Raw genomic sequence first — 17,258 nt, forward strand, 5'->3', positions numbered from 1 at the left:
GGCGATGCGTCGGGCCTGGGTCAGGGTTGATGGCGGCGTCGGCGGCAGTTCGCTCATTTTCCAGTCCGGGTGGAAAGCCGAGAAGTGCAGGGGCACGTTCGCGCCCAGCTCGCGCGCCACCCAGTCGGCAAGAGCCTTGACCTCGCTCGACGAGTCGTTGCGGCCGGGGATCAGCAGGGTGGTGATCTCCAGCCAGCACTTCGTCTCGTGGTGGAGTAGGCGAGCGTATCGAGCACCGGCTGCAGGTGGCCGCCGCAGAGCTTGAAGTAGAAGTCGTCGGTGAAGGCCTTGAGATCGACGTTGGCGCGCGTCCATGACCGCGAAGAATTCGCGCGCCGGCTCGGGATGGATGTAGCCGGCCGTGACGGCGACGGTCTTGATGCCCAGTGCCCGGCAGGCGACGGCGGTATCGATGGCGTACTCGGCAAAGATCACCGGATCGTTGTAGGTGAACGCGACGGCGTGCGCACCATAGGCGGCCGCAGCGTCGGCGATGCCCGCGGGGCTGGCAGCGTCGAGCAGGCGGTCCATGTCCTTCGACTTGGAGATGTCCCAGTTCTGGCAGAACTTGCAGGCCAGGTTGCAGCCGGCGGTGCCGAAAGAAAGAATCGACGAGCCGGGATAGAAATGGTTGAGCGGTTTCTTTTCGATGGGGTCGATGCAGACGCCCGACGAACGACCGTAAGTGGTCAACACCATCTCGCCGGCGATGTTCTGGCGGACGAAGCAGGCGCCGCGCTGGCCGGCGTGCAGCTTGCAGTCGCGGGGGCAGAGGTCGCACTGAATGCGGCCGTCGGCAAGCGTGTGCCACCAACGCGCAGGGTGAGCGGATGCGGGGGTTTTCAGCGAGTCGTTCAGGTCTCTTTCCATTTTCGTACTCCATAACGCGCCAGGGTGAGCTCGGGGTCCCAGAAGTCGGCGGCCAGGCCGGCTTTCAGCTTGAGCTGGGCCATGAACTGCCGGGGGTCGGCGAGGGACTCCCAGACCTGTGGCAGGAAAGTCGCTCGCCGCCGGCCGTAGCTCAGGATCAGGCCGTCAATACCCGGTCGCAGGCGGGCCAGGGCGTCTTCTTCACTGCGTACCGGAAAAGCTTCGGCCGGCGTCAGCAATGATACTTCGACGCGCGTGCGCGGCAACTCCGGCTCGCTCAGCGGTGCGAAGCGCCGGTCGTGAAAAGCGGCGGCGAAGGCGTTCTCGGCGACGTCGGTGGCCAGTGGCCGATGCGCTTCCAGGCTGCCGATACAGCCGCGCAGGTGGCCGTTCTGGGTCAGCGTGACGAAGCTCGCTCCGGGCTCGGAGAGTTCGGGCATCGGCGTCACCGGCTGTGGTGATAGTCCGAACTTTGCGGCAATGGCGTTGCGCGCACTGACGAGCAGGGCGCTGCCGAGGAGGTCCCAGTGGGCATCGGCGCTCACCGGCGTAAAGCTGAAGGCGCCATAGCCGACGACGCGTGACTTGTCGCCGGCGGTATCTCCCGAATTGCGCAGATCGAGCAAGCGGGCTCGCAGTCCGTGCCGACGCGCGGCCAGCAAGAGGCCGTTGACCGGTGTCGCGCCGCAGGCCTGTTGATGGTCGAGCTTGGCGTCAAGTGCGACGATGTGCCGGGCGGTGTCGGTGTCGGTCTCGCAGGCACGCGGGTAGGGAAGGTAATGCGAGAGGTCGGAGCTGATCACGATCAGCGTCTCATCGCTGCCCCACAGGGTTTCGAGCACTTCGGCGACTTCGCTCGGCGAGGCCTTGCCGACGGCCAGGGGCACCAGCGTAAAGCGTTCGAGCACTGTTTGCAGGAACGGCAGTTGTACTTCGAGCGAGTGTTCCATGGCGTGTGCGGCGTCGCTGACGACGACCTGAGGCAATGGCGCGATGCGGGCGATGGCCTCGGCGTCCAGAGGAACCTCGCCGAGCGGCGTGGCGAAGGCGCTGACCGACGGCACGGCCAGCCCATTGACCGCGACGCGGTGCGTCGGGCCGAGTAGAACGACGCGCCGGATAGTGGCGCGCAGCGCGTGCAGCGGCGCATAGACAGTGGCGGCGATCGGGCCGGAATAAACGTAGCCGGCGTGCGGCGCGATGATCGCTTTCGGTGGCCGTTCCCGACTCTCCTGCGCTGGCGGCGTGTCGCCGAGTAGCCGGCGCAGAGCGCGCGTCAGAACGACGGCCGATTCTGGATAGAAGGTGCCGGCGACTGCGGCCGGACGAACTGTGGCTGTCGAGTGGGTCATCTTGTCGATCCTCAAGGCTTGCTGCTCGGGAAGGCGGAGCGGCTCCGGCACGGGCTCCCGAAAAGTTGCCCGGCGGCGAGAGCCCGTGCGCAGCGCTGCGCGCTTATTTCGGTATCGGCTTGCCTTCTTTGGTTAAAATTACGCCATGCTACGTCACTACGCAATCGTCCCCGCCGCCGGCAGCGGATCGCGCTTTGGCGGCGAGATGCCAAAGCAATACCAGATGCTCGCCGGCCGACCCTTGATTTACTACAGTCTTGCCGCTCTCTGTCGCTGCCAGCGCATCGATCGCGTCTGGGTGGTGCTTTCTCCGGACGACGGCTGGTGGCGGCGATACGATTGGACGAGTCTTGGCCACAAACTGGAGACCGTCTATTGCGGCGGCGCAAGCCGCTCCGACAGCGTCGCCAATGGCCTCTCTGCCGCGGCTACGGCCGCTCACGACGATGACTGGGTGCTGGTTCACGACGCCGCGCGCCCCTGCCTGTCGCAGGCGAATTTGAACGCGCTATGCGAGCAGCTCGCCGACGATCCGGTCGGCGGCCTCCTGGCCGCGCCGCTGGCCGATACGCTCAAGCGCGCAGATGGCGAACAGCGCGTCGCGTGCACCGTGTCGCGCGACGGCCTGTGGCAGGCGCAGACGCCACAGATGTTTCGTTACGGCGTGCTGCGCCAGGTGCTCGCCGAACACCCGCAGGGCACTGACGAAGCCTCGGCCGTCGAGGCCGCCGGCTTCAAGCCGCGCCTGGTTGCCGGCGACGCCAGCAACTTCAAGGTCACTTTCCCCGCCGACCTGCGCCTGGCCGAACTGATCCTGCAGGGCAGGGCGCGGGAGGACGAATGATCCGCGTCGGCCAGGGTTGCGACATTCACGCACTGGTTCCCGGTCGCAAGATGATTCTCGGTGGCGTCGACATCGCGCATCACAGTGGCCTGCTTGGCCATTCCGATGCCGACGCACTGCTGCACGCGATCATTGACGCGCTGCTCGGCGCCGCCGCGCTGGGCGACATCGGTCGTCACTTTCCCGACACCGACCCGCGTTATCGCGGCGCCGACAGCCGCGCGCTGCTGCGCGCCACGTTGGCGCTGTTGGCAGAGGCTGGCTGGCAGGTCGGCAACATCGATGCGACGATCATCGCCCAGCAACCGAAGATGGCGCCGTATCTTCCGCAAATGGTCGCCAACATCGCCGCCGACCTGCAGGTGGCGCTGGACTGCGTGAACGTCAAGGCAAAGACCTCCGAAAAGCTGGGCTTGGTCGGGCGAGGAGAAGGTATTGCCACCGAGGCGGTGGTGCTGATCAGGCAGGACGATTGATTTCGGCTGCTGCGCTCGTTCTGCGCGTCTGGCTCCCCGGCATCCCCGGCTTGCGGCGCAAGGCGTCTGAAGTCCGTCAATCCACGTTTCCCCTGGGAGTCGAAATAAATGCATGACGATAGTCCGCGCTTGAGCAGAAACAACTTCGACCTGCTGCGCCTGTTGTTGGCGGTGAATGTTGTCGTCGTTCACGTTGCCATTCTTTCCGGATTTCAAGAGCTGTCGCCCGACATTGGCTTCTTGTCAGGCGGTGCCGCAGTGAAGGCTTTTTTCGTTGTCAGCGGCTTTCTCATCTTCATGAGCTGTGAGCGGTCGACATCGCTTGCTTCCTATTTCAGCAAGCGTGTCAGACGCCTCTATCCAGCCTATTTCACGGTAGTGATGCTTTGCGCGGTGTTTCTGGTAGCGGTCAGCTCGAAGGCCGTCGGCGACTATTTCTCGTGGGCATGGCTCAAGTACGTCGGCAGCAACCTGATTTTTCTGAACTTTCTGCAGCCAACGCTTCCTGGTGTGTTTGAAGGTCACAGGGTACCTGAGGTCAATGGGGCACTATGGACTCTCAAGATCGAGGTGATGTTCTACCTGCTGGTGCCGCTACTGGTGTCTCTGTGCAGGAAGTTCTCCTATCGGCCGGTTCTGTTGATCATTTATTGCGCATCGGTGGCCTATGCTCACCTGATGTCCATGGCGGCGGAACAGACAGGCTCGGGGCTCTATGTGCAACTCGCCCGACAGCTTCCCGGGCAGCTCAGCTACTTTGCCGCCGGCGCCTTCCTTTATTGCTGTCGGGATTTGTTCGAGCGGCAAGTCGGATACTTCATGGCGGCGGCGATTGCGATTCTGCTTGCCGGCAGGATCTACCCGCTGCCGCTCCTCGAACCGTTTGCCTTGGCAGTGGTCGTCGTTTTTTTTGGTCTCTTCCTCTATGTCGGGAACTTCGGCAAGTACGGCGATTTTTCCTACGGCGTCTACATCATCCACGTGCCGGTCATTCAGCTCGTGGTCAATGCGCGCTGGCTTCAGGATAGTCCCTGGCAGTTCTTCGCGGTCGTCGCCCTGATCACCGGCACGGGCGCCATTGCCCTCTGGCATCTGGTGGAAAAACGCTTTCTGCTGCGCGCCAGCCACTACATCACCAGCACCAACTGATGCGGAGACGAGGTTTGCCGCCGCTTACCTGGCTTTCGGTAGGCGCAGTAGTTGGAGCGGGCGTTCGGCTTGTTTGCCGTTCAGCCAGACCGTCCCGGCCATTGTCGTGCCATCGGCAGCGATGGTGGCGTGCAGGTTCCCGCTATCGACCAGTACGTCGCCGGGAGTGCTGACAATCTGCAGTGCGATATCGACGACCAGTTGCTCTCCCGGGAGGGCGCTGGCGCTCCCTTTGCCGCGGTAGCTGACGGTGTCGAGTTCGCTGCCGAAACGCTCGCGCCAGAAGCTGCGGTAGTCTGCCCAGTCGGCACGTTGACTGATCGGCACGGGGCGACTGTTGAGCTCGACCTGATCGCCGATCTGTCGTAGCGATAGGGAGAGCGTCTCGTCGGGTGACAAGGTCGCGGACCAGGCACCGCTGACATCGGTGCTCGATGGGGTCGGCGCAAGTCTCAGCGCGTACCCGCCGATACCGAGAGCGAGGGCTGCGGTCGCCGCCATGCCGGCGACCAGCAAGCGGCGACGCGTCCCGCCGACGCTTCGCTGCGCCGTGGTCGGCGCTGGCGCGGACGCCTCAAGTGGCGCCGCGGGGGCAATGCCCAGCGCCTGCAGGTCGTCTACCAGGCGCCGGATGTCGTGCTCCCAGTCGTAGGCGCGCAGCGGACGCCAGGTGAACTCGCCGATGCGGTTCAGGGGTGCCGGCAGCTCGGCGGCAGGGGGCGCTGCGGTGACGCCGTCGCAAAGCAGCGGGATGAGGTGCGCACCGCCCGCCAGGGCGTCGGCAACTTCGCGTCGCACCGGGTCAGCGGGGTCGTCGATGCGCCGCTTGCCGTGATCATCGCGGGCGCCCAGCAGCTGCGGGGTGAGCAGCAACAGGAGTACCGGCTGTTCCTTGAGTGTGGCGGCGATCTCGTCGCGCCAGCGCAGCCCGGCGCGCAGGTCATCCTTGTCGATGAAGACCTGCGCGTCGCCGTACAGCGCGCCGAGATCGCGTGCCAGCGCCGTTGCCTTGTCGCGACCGTCGGACGAACGGTAGCTGATGAACAGCTGCGCCATCGCCGTGCCCTCGCGTTGTGCTGCTCAGCGACGCCGCTGGCGGGCCGGGATTTTGCCAGCCGAGAGCGGAGCCCTCACTGGCCGTCCCGGCGTGCTTTCTTGCCCTTGCCCCCCTTTCTTCGGCTTGACGGGGGGTGCGCTCGGATCCGTTGACGCCGGGCCGGTGACGGCAGATCTCGGGGCGACGCCGCTTTCGCCGCTGCCGCTGTCGCCGCTGGCCGCAATATAGGCGTTACTGACCCAGCCCTCGATCTCGGGGTCGGCGACGACCTCGACCAGGCTCCAGCGGGCACGCGCTTCGAAGCGGAGCACTTCGGTGCCGATCTTCAGCGCCGCCGCGACAGGTTCGAAACTGGCGTCGTGGCCTTTGCGGATGTTCAGGCTGCGGGCAGTAAGCACGTAGCGTGCCGCTTCGTCCTGCTCACGACCGAGCACATGCTTGGGCGTGCTGCGATGACTGACCAGCTCGCCGACCAATTGGTGGTTTTCGATTCTCAGAGTCATGTGCTTTCCTCGCGGTGCTTGAACAAGAAGGAACACGGCGCATCGACAACGTGCCACCGAAGGCATTTCTGCCTGGCTGACTGCCTGCTCGTCAATGCTAGCACCATCCGGCGTCACGGCGCCGCCTGTCGATGAAAGCCGCGCCAGCGACTCACCGTAGGTAGGCAGGGGTTGAGCGTTCGCTTGCCATGTTCATTGTTACTGCAATCAAATCGCCTAAGCGTCGACCGGGACGCTGACTACGCTGCCCCCTCCACAGACGAAGCGCAGGCCAGGAAAAAAACCTCGCCGGGGGCGGTAGGCACGGGCGCGCACTATGCTTTAGACTCGCCGCTGAGGAGTCTTTCAAGGCAGCAAAAACGACGCTACCAGGGTAATTGTTGGCAATAATCAAACCGAGCTATCGAGAGGAATGGGCATGATTCAGAAGAAGCAAGGGCAGGGCGAGTCGCATGCGGGGCCGGCAGCGGTGCCGTTGGTGGGCAGGGACGACGAGCGCATGGGACTCGGAGTAGACGCGCTCAAGCGCGCCTTTCTGGACAGACTGGTCTACTCGCAGGCGCGCTTTCCGGAGGTGGCAACCCGGCGTGACTGCTTCCAGGCACTCGCTCTGACGGTGCGCGATCGCCTGCTGCAGCGCTGGGTGCAAACCGCGCGCACCTACCGCAACAAGGGCAGCCGTACGGTCTGCTACCTGTCGGCCGAGTTCCTGATCGGTCCACAACTGGGTAACAATCTAATCAATCTCGGCATTTTCGACAACGCCCGGCAAGCGATGGCGGAACTTGGCCTCGATCTGGACATCCTTCTTGATCAGGAAGCGGAGCCCGGACTCGGTAACGGCGGTCTCGGCCGTCTCGCCGCCTGTTACCTTGATTCTCTGGCGACGCTCGAGATTCCGGCCATCGGCTACGGCATTCGCTACGAGTTCGGCATTTTCACGCAGGTCATCCACGACGGCTGGCAGGCCGAAGTGACCGACAAGTGGTTGCGTGCGGGTAGCCCGTGGCTCATCCATCGACCGAATGTCGCTTTCGATATCAAGATTGGCGGCCATACCGAACACCAGTACGAGGCGTCGGCCAGCCGCCGCCTGCGCGTGCAGTGGATTCCTGCAAAAATGGTGCGTGGCACGGCCTGGGACATGCCGATACTCGGCTATGGGGTCAATACTCCGAACCGGCTCAGACTGTGGAGCGCCGAGGCGCCGGAAGAATTCGATTTCGCCGCTTTCAACGCCGGCAATTACTACCAGGCCGTAGACGCGGAAGTGCTCTCCGAGACGCTGACCAAAGTCCTCTATCCGAACGATGAGATGGAAGCGGGACAGACCCTGCGGCTTGAGCAGCAGTACTTCTTCGTCGCCTGCTCGCTGCGCGACATGATTCGTCTGCAGCTGCAACGCGAGAAAGATCTCAGTGCTTTCCACGAAAAGTTCGTCGTCCAGCTCAACGACACGCACCCATCGATCGCAGTTGCCGAACTGATGCGTCTGCTGGTCGACGAGTACGAGATGTTCTGGGACGACGCGTGGTCGGTCACCCAGCGGACTTTCGCCTACACCAATCACACCCTGCTGCCCGAGGCTCTCGAGAAATGGCCTTTGCACCTGTTCCGGAAAACCCTGCCGCGGCATTACGAAATCATCTGCGAGATCAACGAGCGTTTCCTTGACGAAGTGCGCATTCGCTTCCCCGGTGACGAAGCAGTCCTCAGGCGGATGTCGCTGATCGACGAGGATGGCGCACGCTACGTGCGCATGGCGCACCTAGCGGTGGTGGGCAGCTTCGCGGTCAATGGGGTGGCTGCCCTGCACAGCGAACTCGTCAAGTCAGACATCCTCAAGGACTTCTATGACCTGTGGCCGGAAAAATTCAGGAACAAGACCAATGGCGTGACCCCGCGTCGCTTCGTTCTGCTCGCCAATCCAACGATGTCGCAGCTGATCGACGACACCATTGGTCGCGGCTGGGTAACCGACATGCAGCGTCTGCGCGAGCTCGAGCCCTATGCCGAGGACGCGGCCTTCCGCGAGGCCTGGCGCGGCATCAAGCGCGGCAACAAAGAGCGCCTGGTTCATGAGATCAAGCGCTGTGCCCACATCGACGCCGATCCGGCATCGATGTTCGACGTCCAGGTCAAACGCATCCACGAGTACAAGCGTCAGCACCTCAACCTGCTGCACGTGATTTCGCTGTACAAGCGCCTCAAGGACAACCCGAGCCTGGCGGTCGCACCACGCACCGTGATTTTCGGCGGCAAGGCTGCGCCAGGTTATCGCATGGCCAAGCTGATGATTCGCCTGGCGACGGCCGTGGCCGATATCGTTGGCCGGGACCCGGCCATGCATGGCCGGCTACAGGTGGTCTTCTTCCCGAACTACAACGTCAAGAACGGTCAGTTGATCTTCCCGGCTGCTGACCTGTCGGAGCAGATCTCGTTGGCCGGCAAGGAGGCATCGGGCACTGGCAACATGAAGTTCCAGATGAATGGCGCGCTGACCATCGGCACGCTCGACGGCGCCAACGTCGAGATCCTCGAACAGGTCGGCGAAGAGAATTTCTTCCTGTTCGGGATGAACACGACGGAGGTCAAGGAACTCCGCAACTGCGGCTATCGACCGCGCGACTACTACGAGGCAAACCCGCAGCTGCGTGAAGTGATCGACCTGATCAGCTCGGGCTTCTTTACTCGCGGTGACCGCGATGTCTTCCGGCCCTTGGTCGAGCACCTCCTCAACCATGACGAGTACATGCTGATGGCGGACTTCCAGTCGTACGTCGATTGTCAGGAAAAAGTTTCCGAGGCCTACCTCGATTACGAGCGCTGGTCGCGGATGTCGATTCTCAACGTTGCACGCTCCGGATTCTTCTCGGCCGATCGTGCGATTCAGGAGTATTGCACGGACATCTGGCGGGTCGAGCCGGTGCGTATCGAACTCACAGATCTTTCGGAAGAGGACATGCACTTCAAGCGCGCCGCTGCGGACGCGCCTTGAGCAGAGCGTGATCACGCCGGGGAATGACGTTTTTCCCCTGCTGCGCGCAGAAGCGCTCGTCACAATGAAATGGCGGCCATAGAGGCCGCCATTTCATTTGTCAGCGCCTGAGACAGTGAGACAGTGAGACAGTGACTGCGCGCTGGCCCGCGCTTACCAGCGACGGATCTTGATGATGTGCGCCATCAGGTTGTGCGGGCTGAGTTCGACGTAGGCGGTCGGGCCGCTCCAGCGATAACTCTGGTCGTTCAGCACGTCGTGTGCCTGGTATTGCTCGTCCCAGCCGATGCCGAAAGTGCCCAGCGGGATCTGCAGAGTGGCTGGCTGTTGATGGTAAGGATCCAGGTTGACCGCGCAGACGATGATATCCGAGCGATCATCGCTCATCTTGGCGTAGGCGAGGATGTTCGGGTTGTCGGTGGCCAGGAACAGAACGTTGTTGTAGCCGTGCAGGGCTGGCGATTCGCGGCGGATCTTGTTGATGCGGGTGATGATGTCGACGATGTTGCCCGGAGCCCGCCAATTGCGCACCTTGACTTCGTACTTCTCCGAGTCGAGGTACTCCTCCTTGCCCGGAATCGCCGCGTTTTCGCACAGCTCGTAACCACTGTAGATGCCATAGACCGAGGACAGGGTCGCCGCCAGCACGGCGCGCATGATGAATGCCGGCCGACCGCCGTATTGCAGGATCGGCGGCAGGATGTCCGGCGTATTGGCGAAGAAGTTGCCGGTAAAGTACTCCTTCATCTCGCCGTTTGTCAGTTCATTGACATACTCGGTGATCTCGTCTTTCTCGTTGCGCCAGGTGAAGTAGGTGTAGGACTGGGCGTAGCCGGCCTTGGCCAGCAGGCGCATCATTTTCGGCTTGGTAAAGGCTTCGGCAAGGAAGATTACCCCGGGGTGCTGCCGGTGTACCTGCGCGATCACCCATTCCCAGAACGGCACCGGCTTGGTATGGGGATTGTCCACGCGGAAAGTGGTCACCCCCTTGTCGACCCAGAACAGGAAGACCCTGAGCATCTCCTGCCACAGGCCGGCACGGTCCCTGGTGCCAAAGTTCAGCGGGTAGACGTCCTGGTATTTCTTCGGCGGGTTCTCGGCGTATTTGATCGAGCCGTCCGGACGATGGAAGAACCATTCCGGATGAGCGGCGACGTAAGGGTGGTCGGGCGAGCAATTCATCACGTAGTCGAGTGCAATCTCGATCTCCAGCTCGCGGCAGGTGGCGACGAAGCGATCCCAGTCCTCCCAGGTGCCGAGCTTCGGTTCGAGGCCGGTGTGACCGCCGTGCTCATTGCCGATCGCCCACGGACTGCCGACGTCACCGGGCTGGGCGGTCAGGCTGTTGTTCTTGCCTTTGCGGAAACTGTGGCCGATGGGATGGATCGGCGGCAGATAGATGACGTCGAAGCCCATGGCCTTGACCGCGGGCAGGCGCTGGATGCAGTCCTGCAGGGTGCCGTGCTGGTGCGGGGTCGTGCTCTGCGAACGCGGAAAGAACTCGTACCAGGCGGCAAAACGGCTGATCGGACGGTTGACCATCACTTTCAGCGTCGGCGCCAGCTCGTAGCCCTCGCTACGATCAGCATACCTGGCCATCAGGCTGTGCAGGACGCCGCCAATTCCCAGGTCGATCACGCCCTGCTGTTCGCCGGCACCCAGCGCACCGTCCATGGCCGCGATGATGCTTTCGATACGGGCACGATCCTCACCCCTGGCCAAGGCTGCCGATTTCCTGATGATCGCCATGCCCTCGAGCAGTTCGCTTTCGAGCTTGGCACCCGGCACGTTCTTCTTGCTGATCTCTTCTACCCACGACCGGTAGTGGTCGGCGTAGGCCTCGATGGTGTATTCCCAGGGACCGATCTCGGTGACTGAAAATTCGCCGTACCAGTCGTCGTTGAGGGCTAGCGTCATCGGGCTTTCCTGCCACGTCTTCGCGCCCAGCTTGCGGGCCTTGAGCACGGCCGACAGCTTGTCGTGACCTTCCTTGTAGATGTCCGCGCTGACGGCGACTTTCTCGCCGACGACGCGTTTGATTGGATAGCGGCCACAGTCGATCTGCGGCTTGACGGCTTCAATATTTACGCGGGGGTAGTCCTGGGGAATCATGGCTTGTGCTCCTGAAATCTGACCCGGCGAGGCGGGAAGCAGAGGGTGATAGGTGATCTGCACGGCGACGGCCCCTGCGGGCCGTCAATACGCAATCCCTTTCCGCAATCCCTTTCGCCCTGAGCTGAGTCTGTGCCGGTGGACGAAAGGCTGCGGCGAATCGCTACGTCAGCAGAGACTTGTAGAGTGTGCGGGTTTGCTGGGCGATGCTCGACCAGCTGAAAACCTCACGCGCGCGTTTCTGGCCGGCAGCGGCCATCGATTCGGCGAGCGCCGGGTCGTCGAGGACCTTGTTGATCGCCGTCGCCAGGTCGCGCGAGAAGGCATCGGGATTCACCGGCTCGAAGGGCGCGACGCGCAATTGTTCCAGTGGTACCAGGTAACCCGTTTCACCATCGACGACGACTTCCTTGATGCCGCCGACGGCGCTGGCTACGACGGCTGTGTGGCAGGCCATCGCTTCCAGGTTGATGATTCCGAAAGGCTCGTAGATGGACGGGCAGCAGAAGACCGTGGCATGCGAATACATCTGGATCACCTGCGGCTTGCTGAGCATTTCCTGGACCCAGATCAGGTTCTTGCAACCTTCCCGCCGCACGGCCTTGACCGCCTCTTCCATCTCGGCAAGGTATTCCTTGGTATCCGGCGCGCCGGCACAGAGGACGACCTGCACATCGGGGTTGATGTACTTGATGGCATTGACCATGTGCACGATGCCCTTCTGGCGCGTGATGCGGCCAACGAAGAGCACGAAAGGCTTGCTCGGGTCGACGCCGTGCTTTTCCAGGGCATCGGTAGCGGTCGTCGGTTGGTACTGCTCGACCTTGATGCCGTTGTAGATCACCGCGATCTTGTTCGGATCGATGTCAAAATGTTCAAGAATGTCGGCCTTGGTTCCTTCCGAAACGGCGATCACCGCGTCCGCCATCTGCAGCGAGGTGCGTTCGACCCACGACGACATGTCGTAGCCGCAACCGAGCTGCTCGCGCTTCCACGGCCGCAGCGGTTCCAGCGAGTGCACCGTATGCACCAGCGGAATGTCGTAGAGGTTCTTGGTCAGGATGCCGGCGAGGTGCGCGTACCAGGTGTGCACGTGCACCAGATCGGCGTCAACCTGCTCGCGCAGGGTTTCGAGGTTGGTCTCGAAAGTGTCGAGGGCGCCGCTGAGTCTCTTGTCGACGTGCGCAAAACTGCCCTTGCCAAAGGGGTAGCCCTTGACGCGTACCCCGCCGCTGACAGTGTCCTGGTCACCGAAACAGCGTACTTCGACATGCATCAGTCTGGCCAGTTCATCGGCCAGATACTCGATGTGAACGCCGGCTCCACCGTAAACATTGGGAGGATACTCGCGGGTCAATAGCAGTACTTTCATGGCGGCACTTTCTCTGCTGAGGTTGTGGAGTCGAACGCAACAGCATTGCGTCGAAGACCTTGCCATTGTATCGGCAAAGGGGTCGGACGGCCAAGCCGGAGGCCGTGACGGATCGCTCTGGTGCCCTGCTTGCGGCGCTCTGGCGTCGGCGCGCAGCCGCTTGCGTCGCTCGCCGGAGCCGGCGTCGCTTGGTGAAGTCCACGGGGCGGAGGCGGCCAGCGCGCGGCACGAGGCGGATCGCAGCGGCGTTCTCGGTGGCGCTGCGGTCGGCCCACGCGGGCGCGGCTATCGTGGCTCGGCAACTTGATGCCTTTCGCGGTAGGTGGTTACCTGACCGTCGCGCGTGTCCTGTTTCCGCATCGCCTCAACCGAGGCCCTGGCAAGTTGCCGAAGCGCTTCCTGTTGCAGGTGTCAGCGAGAGCGTTGCCCTTCCGCAGGCGAGTCCGGCTGCCGCCCCAGCGCGTGCCAGCGCTCCCGCTCGTGCCAAGAAGACCGGCGCGGGTCGCAAGGAGAGATAGCTGTGGTCGCCGGGTGCAGATGCAGGATCTTCCAGGCGAGTTCCACGGCGGCCACCTGCGGTTCTTGCCACGCTCAGCAGGAAGGCCAGTTAATGGACAAGGCCTGTCAAGCGCTGGCCAGGGTACGCATGCCCAGCACCCGGGCAGACTTTTCCAGCCGCGTATCGAAAACAGCGAAGTGGAACTCTTCGTCGCTCGCTTCCTGCAGAATGCGCGCGGCGGCGAGTTGAATGCTGTCGTAGCCGCGCAGAGCAAAGGTGTCGGCATACTCACCGGCGAGTTCTACCAGGGGCTGCGTGACCTCGACAATCGCATAAGCGGGCCAGTCGCTACGCAAGCGGGTTCGGACCGCCGTGATCAGCTCGGCGTCGGCCGGGTTTTCACGCGCCCGCCGGGCCAGCCCCGCCATTGCTTCAGCCCAGGCGAGGCGGCACACGGCGAGGGTATCGGCCGATTCGGCAAGCGCCATCATCAGGTCGCTGGCGTCTTCCCTGACGTACAGCTTGACCAGCGCCGAGGTGTCACAGAAGAGAATCAAGCGCGATCCGCCAGCACGATCCGGCTGACGGCTGTTCCGCTCGCGACCAGTTCAACGGGGGGCTGCAGCTGCGGCTTGTTGCCGGTCCAAGACAAGCCACCGCTGCCGATCAGGCCGCGGAGCCCTTCGTTGGTATGGGCCGGAATGCCGACGATGCGGGCGATGGGTTTGCTGTGGGAGGTGACTTCGATGATCTCACCCGCCTGCGCGCGCTGCAGTACGCGGGAGAGGCTGGCTTTGAGTTCGCGAATGGCGATGGGCATGGTGCTTCCTCATGGGCTGATGTGACCACATTATAAAATATGCTGCGGCAATTGTGGACCGATTTCCGGCCTCGTATTGCTGCCGGGCTTTGATCGGAGCAGCACACGATAGATGGACTCGCCGCCCCGGCCGTCGCGATCGTGAGCGATCGCTGTTGTGCGCGCCACTGTAGCCGCTGTTCCCGTTTCTCAACCTGCTGCGGTAGCTCGACACTCTGCGCGTGGTAGGGCAGCCCGTAGGTTGGGCTGAGCCTGCGAAGCCCAACAATCAGCGCTCTCCATGAGCGCCGCCGTCTGCGTCTTCCGTCGGCCCGCCCCAATCCGGCGGCAGGATGCCGTGTTCGACGAAGCGATGGAACGTGGAATAGGGCCAGTCTGCCGGACGACGCGCCCAGCCGTGCTTTACCGGATTGAAATGGATGTAGTCGACATGCCGCTCGAGATCGGTTTCATCGCGGATCTGATGTTCCCAGTAGCGGCGCTGCCAGATGCCGCGTTCTCGTTTGGCGAGTCGGCTGGCGTTCGCGGGTTCGGAGCTGGGCAGTTGTCGAGAGAAGCCGGATTTGATCAGCGACCAGCGCAGGGCGAAGTTGGCGTCCCCGGGGGGCAAGCGCCAGGTAACTCCTCAATAACCCCGGGCATGGCCGTTCGCTGAATCTGGAATTCTTGCTTGCAGGTAGTGCTGGACACAGCTCGCGAAGCGTGGTTCAATTGCAGGCATGAGCACGGAGCCCCCTCGGACACTACCCCGTATCCCTGATATCTCTGCCGACGAGATGACGCCGGTGGTCGTGCTGCTGCTGGAAATCTGTCATGGGCAGCAGGAACAGATTCAGGCGCTGCGCGATGAGCTTGCGCAGCTGAAGGGTCAGAAGCCGAAACCGGTGATCAAGCCCTCGGCGCTGGAAGGCGAGCGAAGCGGGAAGGAGAAGGGGAGCCGGCCGAAGTCCCGTGGCAAGCGCGACAAGACGGCAAAGCTTGAGATCCACGAGTCGGTCAAGCGGCCGCCGGCGGCGGATGTTCCGCAGAACAGTCGCTTCAAGGGGTACCAGGATTTCGTGGTGCAGGACATCCGGATCGGCGTGCACAATACCCGGTATCGGCTGGAGCGCTGGGTTACCCCCGAGGGAGAGCGCTTGATCGGGCAGTTGCCTACCGAGATCGGGGGTATGCACTTCGGCCCGCAGCTGCGCGCTTTCATCCTCTATCAGTACCACCATGCCCATGTGACGCAGCCGTTATTGCTCGAAGAGTTGCGGGAGTGGCAGATCGACATCTCGGCCGGGCAGCTCAGCGCCTTGATCACCGATGGCCATACGGACTTCCATCGCGAGAAAGACGCTCTGCTGCAAGCCGGACTACAAGGCAGCCGGTACGTTCAAGTGGACGATACGGGGGCGCGCCATCAGGGCAAAAATGGGTACTGTACGCATATCGGTAACGAACGCTTCGCCTGGTTCGCGAGCACCGGCAGCAAGAGCCGGATCAATTTCCTGGAATTGCTCCGCGCCGGGCACGATGCCTACACCCTTAACGAAGCGGCACTGGCCTACATGGCCGAGCACAAGCTGCCCGGCGCTCAACTCCAGGCACTCACCTCCCTGGCACCGGCGGCATGGACAGGTCAAGCCGCCTGGCAGGCGCTGTTGGCTCAGCAGACCATCACGGATCCGCGCCATGTCCGCGTGGTCACCGAAGGCGCGTTGCTGGGTACCGTCGTCGCGCACGGCGTCGCCCCCGATCTGGCGATCCTCAGCGATGACGCCGGGCAGTTCGATGTGCTGATCCACGCCCTGTGCTGGATCCATGCCGAACGGGTGCTCGCCAAACTGCTCGGCTTCAATGCGCCGCAACGCGCGGCGCTGGCCTCGACGCGCAGCGAGCTGTGGGCGATCTACGATGCGCTCAAGGCGTACAAAGAAGCGCCTGATGTGCTCACCGCCGCCGCGATCGAAGCACGCTTCGGGAAGCTTTGTGCCACCCGGACCGGCTATGCCAGCCTCGATCAGGCATTAAAACGAATGCGCCGCAACCAGGCGGAGTTGTTGCGCGTGCTGCAACGTCCCGAGCTGCCCCTACACAACAACCTCAGCGAGTCGGATATCCGCGACTACGTGAAGAAGCGCAAGATCAGCGGCTCCACCCGTAGCCCGTCGGGCCGCCGCTGCCGCGACACCTTCGCCAGCCTCAAGAAGACCTGTCGCAAGAACGGGCTGTCATTCTGGAAATATCTGGAAGACCGCATCTTCGGCTGGCATCGGATTGCGCCTCTTGGACAGTGGATCTTCGAGGGCCCGCCGACGGCGAGCATTCCCTGACGTGACCTCTGAGGCGACTCCCTGGCGCTATTGCGGGCGCCCCTTCAGCAGAGTGGAACTCGACCAGATCCGGGAGCTGATCGCGGCCAATCCGGCTGCCTTGCGCGCCGAGTTGTCCCGGCTCGTCTGTGCCAAGCTTGGCTGGAGCCGCGAGGACGGGCGGCTCAAGGACATGAGCTGCCGCGTGGCGATGCTGCGCATGCAGGCCGACGGCTTGCTGCAACTCCCCCCGCCGCGCAACGGCAATCACAACGGAAAACCCTGGCGCCGTCGCACCGCTCAGGCCGAACCCGAGGGGCCCCTAAGGGCAGATGGCCCTCGTGCCCTGGGGACACTGCAACTGCACCGGGTCAGCAATCGCGCCGAATCGCACCTGCACAACGAGTACCTCGACCGTTATCACTACCTCGGCTATCAACCGCTGCCCGGCGCCCAATTGCGCTACTTCGTTCGGGCGGGCGGACGGCTCGTCGCCTTGCTCAGTTTCGGCGCCGCCGCCTGGAAGACCCAGCCGCGCGACCACTACATCGGCTGGACCCCCTCGCAACGCCAGGCGCACCTGCACCGGGTCGTGAATAATGCTCGATTCCTCATCCTGCCGTGGATCGAATGCAAGAATCTGGCCTCGTCCATCTTGGCTCGCGCCGCCCGGGAGATCGCCGCCGACTGGCCAGTCCAGTACGGTTACCGGCCGCTCTTGCTCGAAACTTTCGTCGAGCAAGAGCGCTTTCGCGGCACCGCTTACCGAGCGGCCAACTGGCTCTGCCTTGGACAAACCACCGGTCGCGGCAAGCTCGATGTCCACCACCAAGCCTTGCTGCCCATCAAAACCGTCTGGGTCTATCCCCTCGACCGAAACTTCAGGCGCGTGCTCTGTCGGTGACCGTA

At 63.0% G+C, this 17,258-nt stretch carries 14 protein-coding genes and 1 pseudogene; 6 read left to right on the top strand and 9 right to left on the bottom strand.

Annotated elements, in window-relative coordinates:
- The coding region (amrS, locus tag V5B40_RS24705; protein ID WP_332357014.1) for an AmmeMemoRadiSam system radical SAM enzyme at nt 1-870 on the bottom strand (870 nt) is incomplete at its 3' end.
- Entirely contained in the window at nt 855-2,222 is a 1,368-nt protein-coding gene (amrB, locus tag V5B40_RS24710; protein WP_332354914.1) for an AmmeMemoRadiSam system protein B, read from the bottom strand. The genes amrB and amrS, both read right to left, overlap by 16 nt.
- 145 nt (nt 2,223-2,367) lie before the next feature.
- On the opposite strand from amrB, the gene ispD reads away from it, so the two are divergent.
- The 3 genes from ispD (at nt 2,368) to V5B40_RS24725 (ending at nt 4,691) form a co-directional block, all read left to right on the top strand.
- Nucleotides 2,368-3,066 carry a 2-C-methyl-D-erythritol 4-phosphate cytidylyltransferase gene (ispD, locus tag V5B40_RS24715; protein WP_332354913.1) on the top strand — a complete coding sequence of 233 codons (699 nt, stop codon included), beginning with the start codon at nt 2,368-2,370 and terminating at the stop codon, nt 3,064-3,066.
- Complete coding sequence (ispF, locus tag V5B40_RS24720) at nt 3,063-3,542, top strand: 2-C-methyl-D-erythritol 2,4-cyclodiphosphate synthase (RefSeq protein ID WP_332354912.1); 480 nt, start codon at nt 3,063-3,065, stop codon at nt 3,540-3,542. Before ispD ends, ispF begins: the two co-directional genes overlap by 4 nt.
- A gap of 108 nt (nt 3,543-3,650) precedes the next feature.
- Entirely contained in the window at nt 3,651-4,691 is a 1,041-nt protein-coding gene (locus V5B40_RS24725; RefSeq protein WP_332357015.1) for an acyltransferase family protein, read from the top strand.
- Between the two features lie 24 nt (nt 4,692-4,715).
- On the opposite strand, the gene V5B40_RS24730 is transcribed toward V5B40_RS24725, so the two are convergent.
- Both V5B40_RS24730 and V5B40_RS24735 read right to left on the bottom strand, forming a co-directional pair.
- Nucleotides 4,716-5,747 carry a TIR domain-containing protein gene (locus tag V5B40_RS24730; RefSeq protein WP_332357016.1) on the bottom strand — a complete coding sequence of 344 codons (1,032 nt, stop codon included), beginning with the start codon at nt 5,745-5,747 and terminating at the stop codon, nt 4,716-4,718.
- A gap of 24 nt (nt 5,748-5,771) precedes the next feature.
- Nucleotides 5,772-6,251, bottom strand: coding sequence for a hypothetical protein (locus V5B40_RS24735; RefSeq protein WP_332357017.1), 480 nt, complete (start codon nt 6,249-6,251; stop codon nt 5,772-5,774).
- A gap of 418 nt (nt 6,252-6,669) precedes the next feature.
- Between V5B40_RS24735 and V5B40_RS24740 the strand changes: the two genes are divergently transcribed.
- Nucleotides 6,670-9,249, top strand: a complete 2,580-nt coding sequence (locus tag V5B40_RS24740) for a glycogen/starch/alpha-glucan phosphorylase (protein ID WP_332357018.1) — start codon at nt 6,670-6,672, stop codon at nt 9,247-9,249.
- Between the two features lie 153 nt (nt 9,250-9,402).
- On the opposite strand, the gene V5B40_RS24745 is transcribed toward V5B40_RS24740, so the two are convergent.
- From V5B40_RS24745 to V5B40_RS24765, 5 genes and pseudogenes are all read right to left on the bottom strand, one after another.
- Nucleotides 9,403-11,361 (bottom strand): alpha-1,4-glucan--maltose-1-phosphate maltosyltransferase, encoded by a 1,959-nt coding sequence (locus V5B40_RS24745; RefSeq protein ID WP_332357019.1) that lies wholly within the window; start codon nt 11,359-11,361, stop codon nt 9,403-9,405.
- Nucleotides 11,362-11,524: 163 nt separating this feature from the next.
- Nucleotides 11,525-12,733: a glycogen synthase gene (glgA, locus tag V5B40_RS24750; protein ID WP_332357020.1), complete on the bottom strand. Its 1,209-nt coding sequence runs from the start codon at nt 12,731-12,733 to the stop codon at nt 11,525-11,527.
- 624 nt (nt 12,734-13,357) lie between these two features.
- On the bottom strand, nt 13,358-13,789 hold the full coding sequence (locus V5B40_RS24755; RefSeq protein ID WP_332357021.1) for a type II toxin-antitoxin system VapC family toxin: 432 nt from the start codon (nt 13,787-13,789) through the stop codon (nt 13,358-13,360).
- On the bottom strand, nt 13,786-14,052 hold the full coding sequence (locus tag V5B40_RS24760) for a type II toxin-antitoxin system Phd/YefM family antitoxin (RefSeq protein ID WP_332357022.1): 267 nt from the start codon (nt 14,050-14,052) through the stop codon (nt 13,786-13,788). The genes V5B40_RS24755 and V5B40_RS24760 overlap by 4 nt, the downstream gene beginning before the upstream one ends.
- Before the next feature lie 268 nt (nt 14,053-14,320).
- Nucleotides 14,321-14,668: pseudogene (locus V5B40_RS24765) on the bottom strand (REP-associated tyrosine transposase); the annotation flags it as partial.
- Nucleotides 14,669-14,828: 160 nt separating this feature from the next.
- On the opposite strand from V5B40_RS24765, the gene V5B40_RS24770 reads away from it, so the two are divergent.
- Both V5B40_RS24770 and V5B40_RS24775 read left to right on the top strand, forming a co-directional pair.
- The gene (locus tag V5B40_RS24770; protein WP_332353770.1) at nt 14,829-16,370 is read left to right on the top strand and encodes an IS66 family transposase; all 1,542 of its coding nucleotides are present in this window, start codon (nt 14,829-14,831) and stop codon (nt 16,368-16,370) included.
- A gap of 52 nt (nt 16,371-16,422) precedes the next feature.
- Nucleotides 16,423-17,253: a DUF4338 domain-containing protein gene (locus V5B40_RS24775; RefSeq protein ID WP_332353769.1), complete on the top strand. Its 831-nt coding sequence runs from the start codon at nt 16,423-16,425 to the stop codon at nt 17,251-17,253.
- Nucleotides 17,254-17,258 lie beyond the last annotated feature (5 nt).

Source organism: Candidatus Accumulibacter meliphilus, assembly GCF_036625345.1.
Taxonomy (GTDB): domain Bacteria; phylum Pseudomonadota; class Gammaproteobacteria; order Burkholderiales; family Rhodocyclaceae; genus Accumulibacter; species Accumulibacter meliphilus.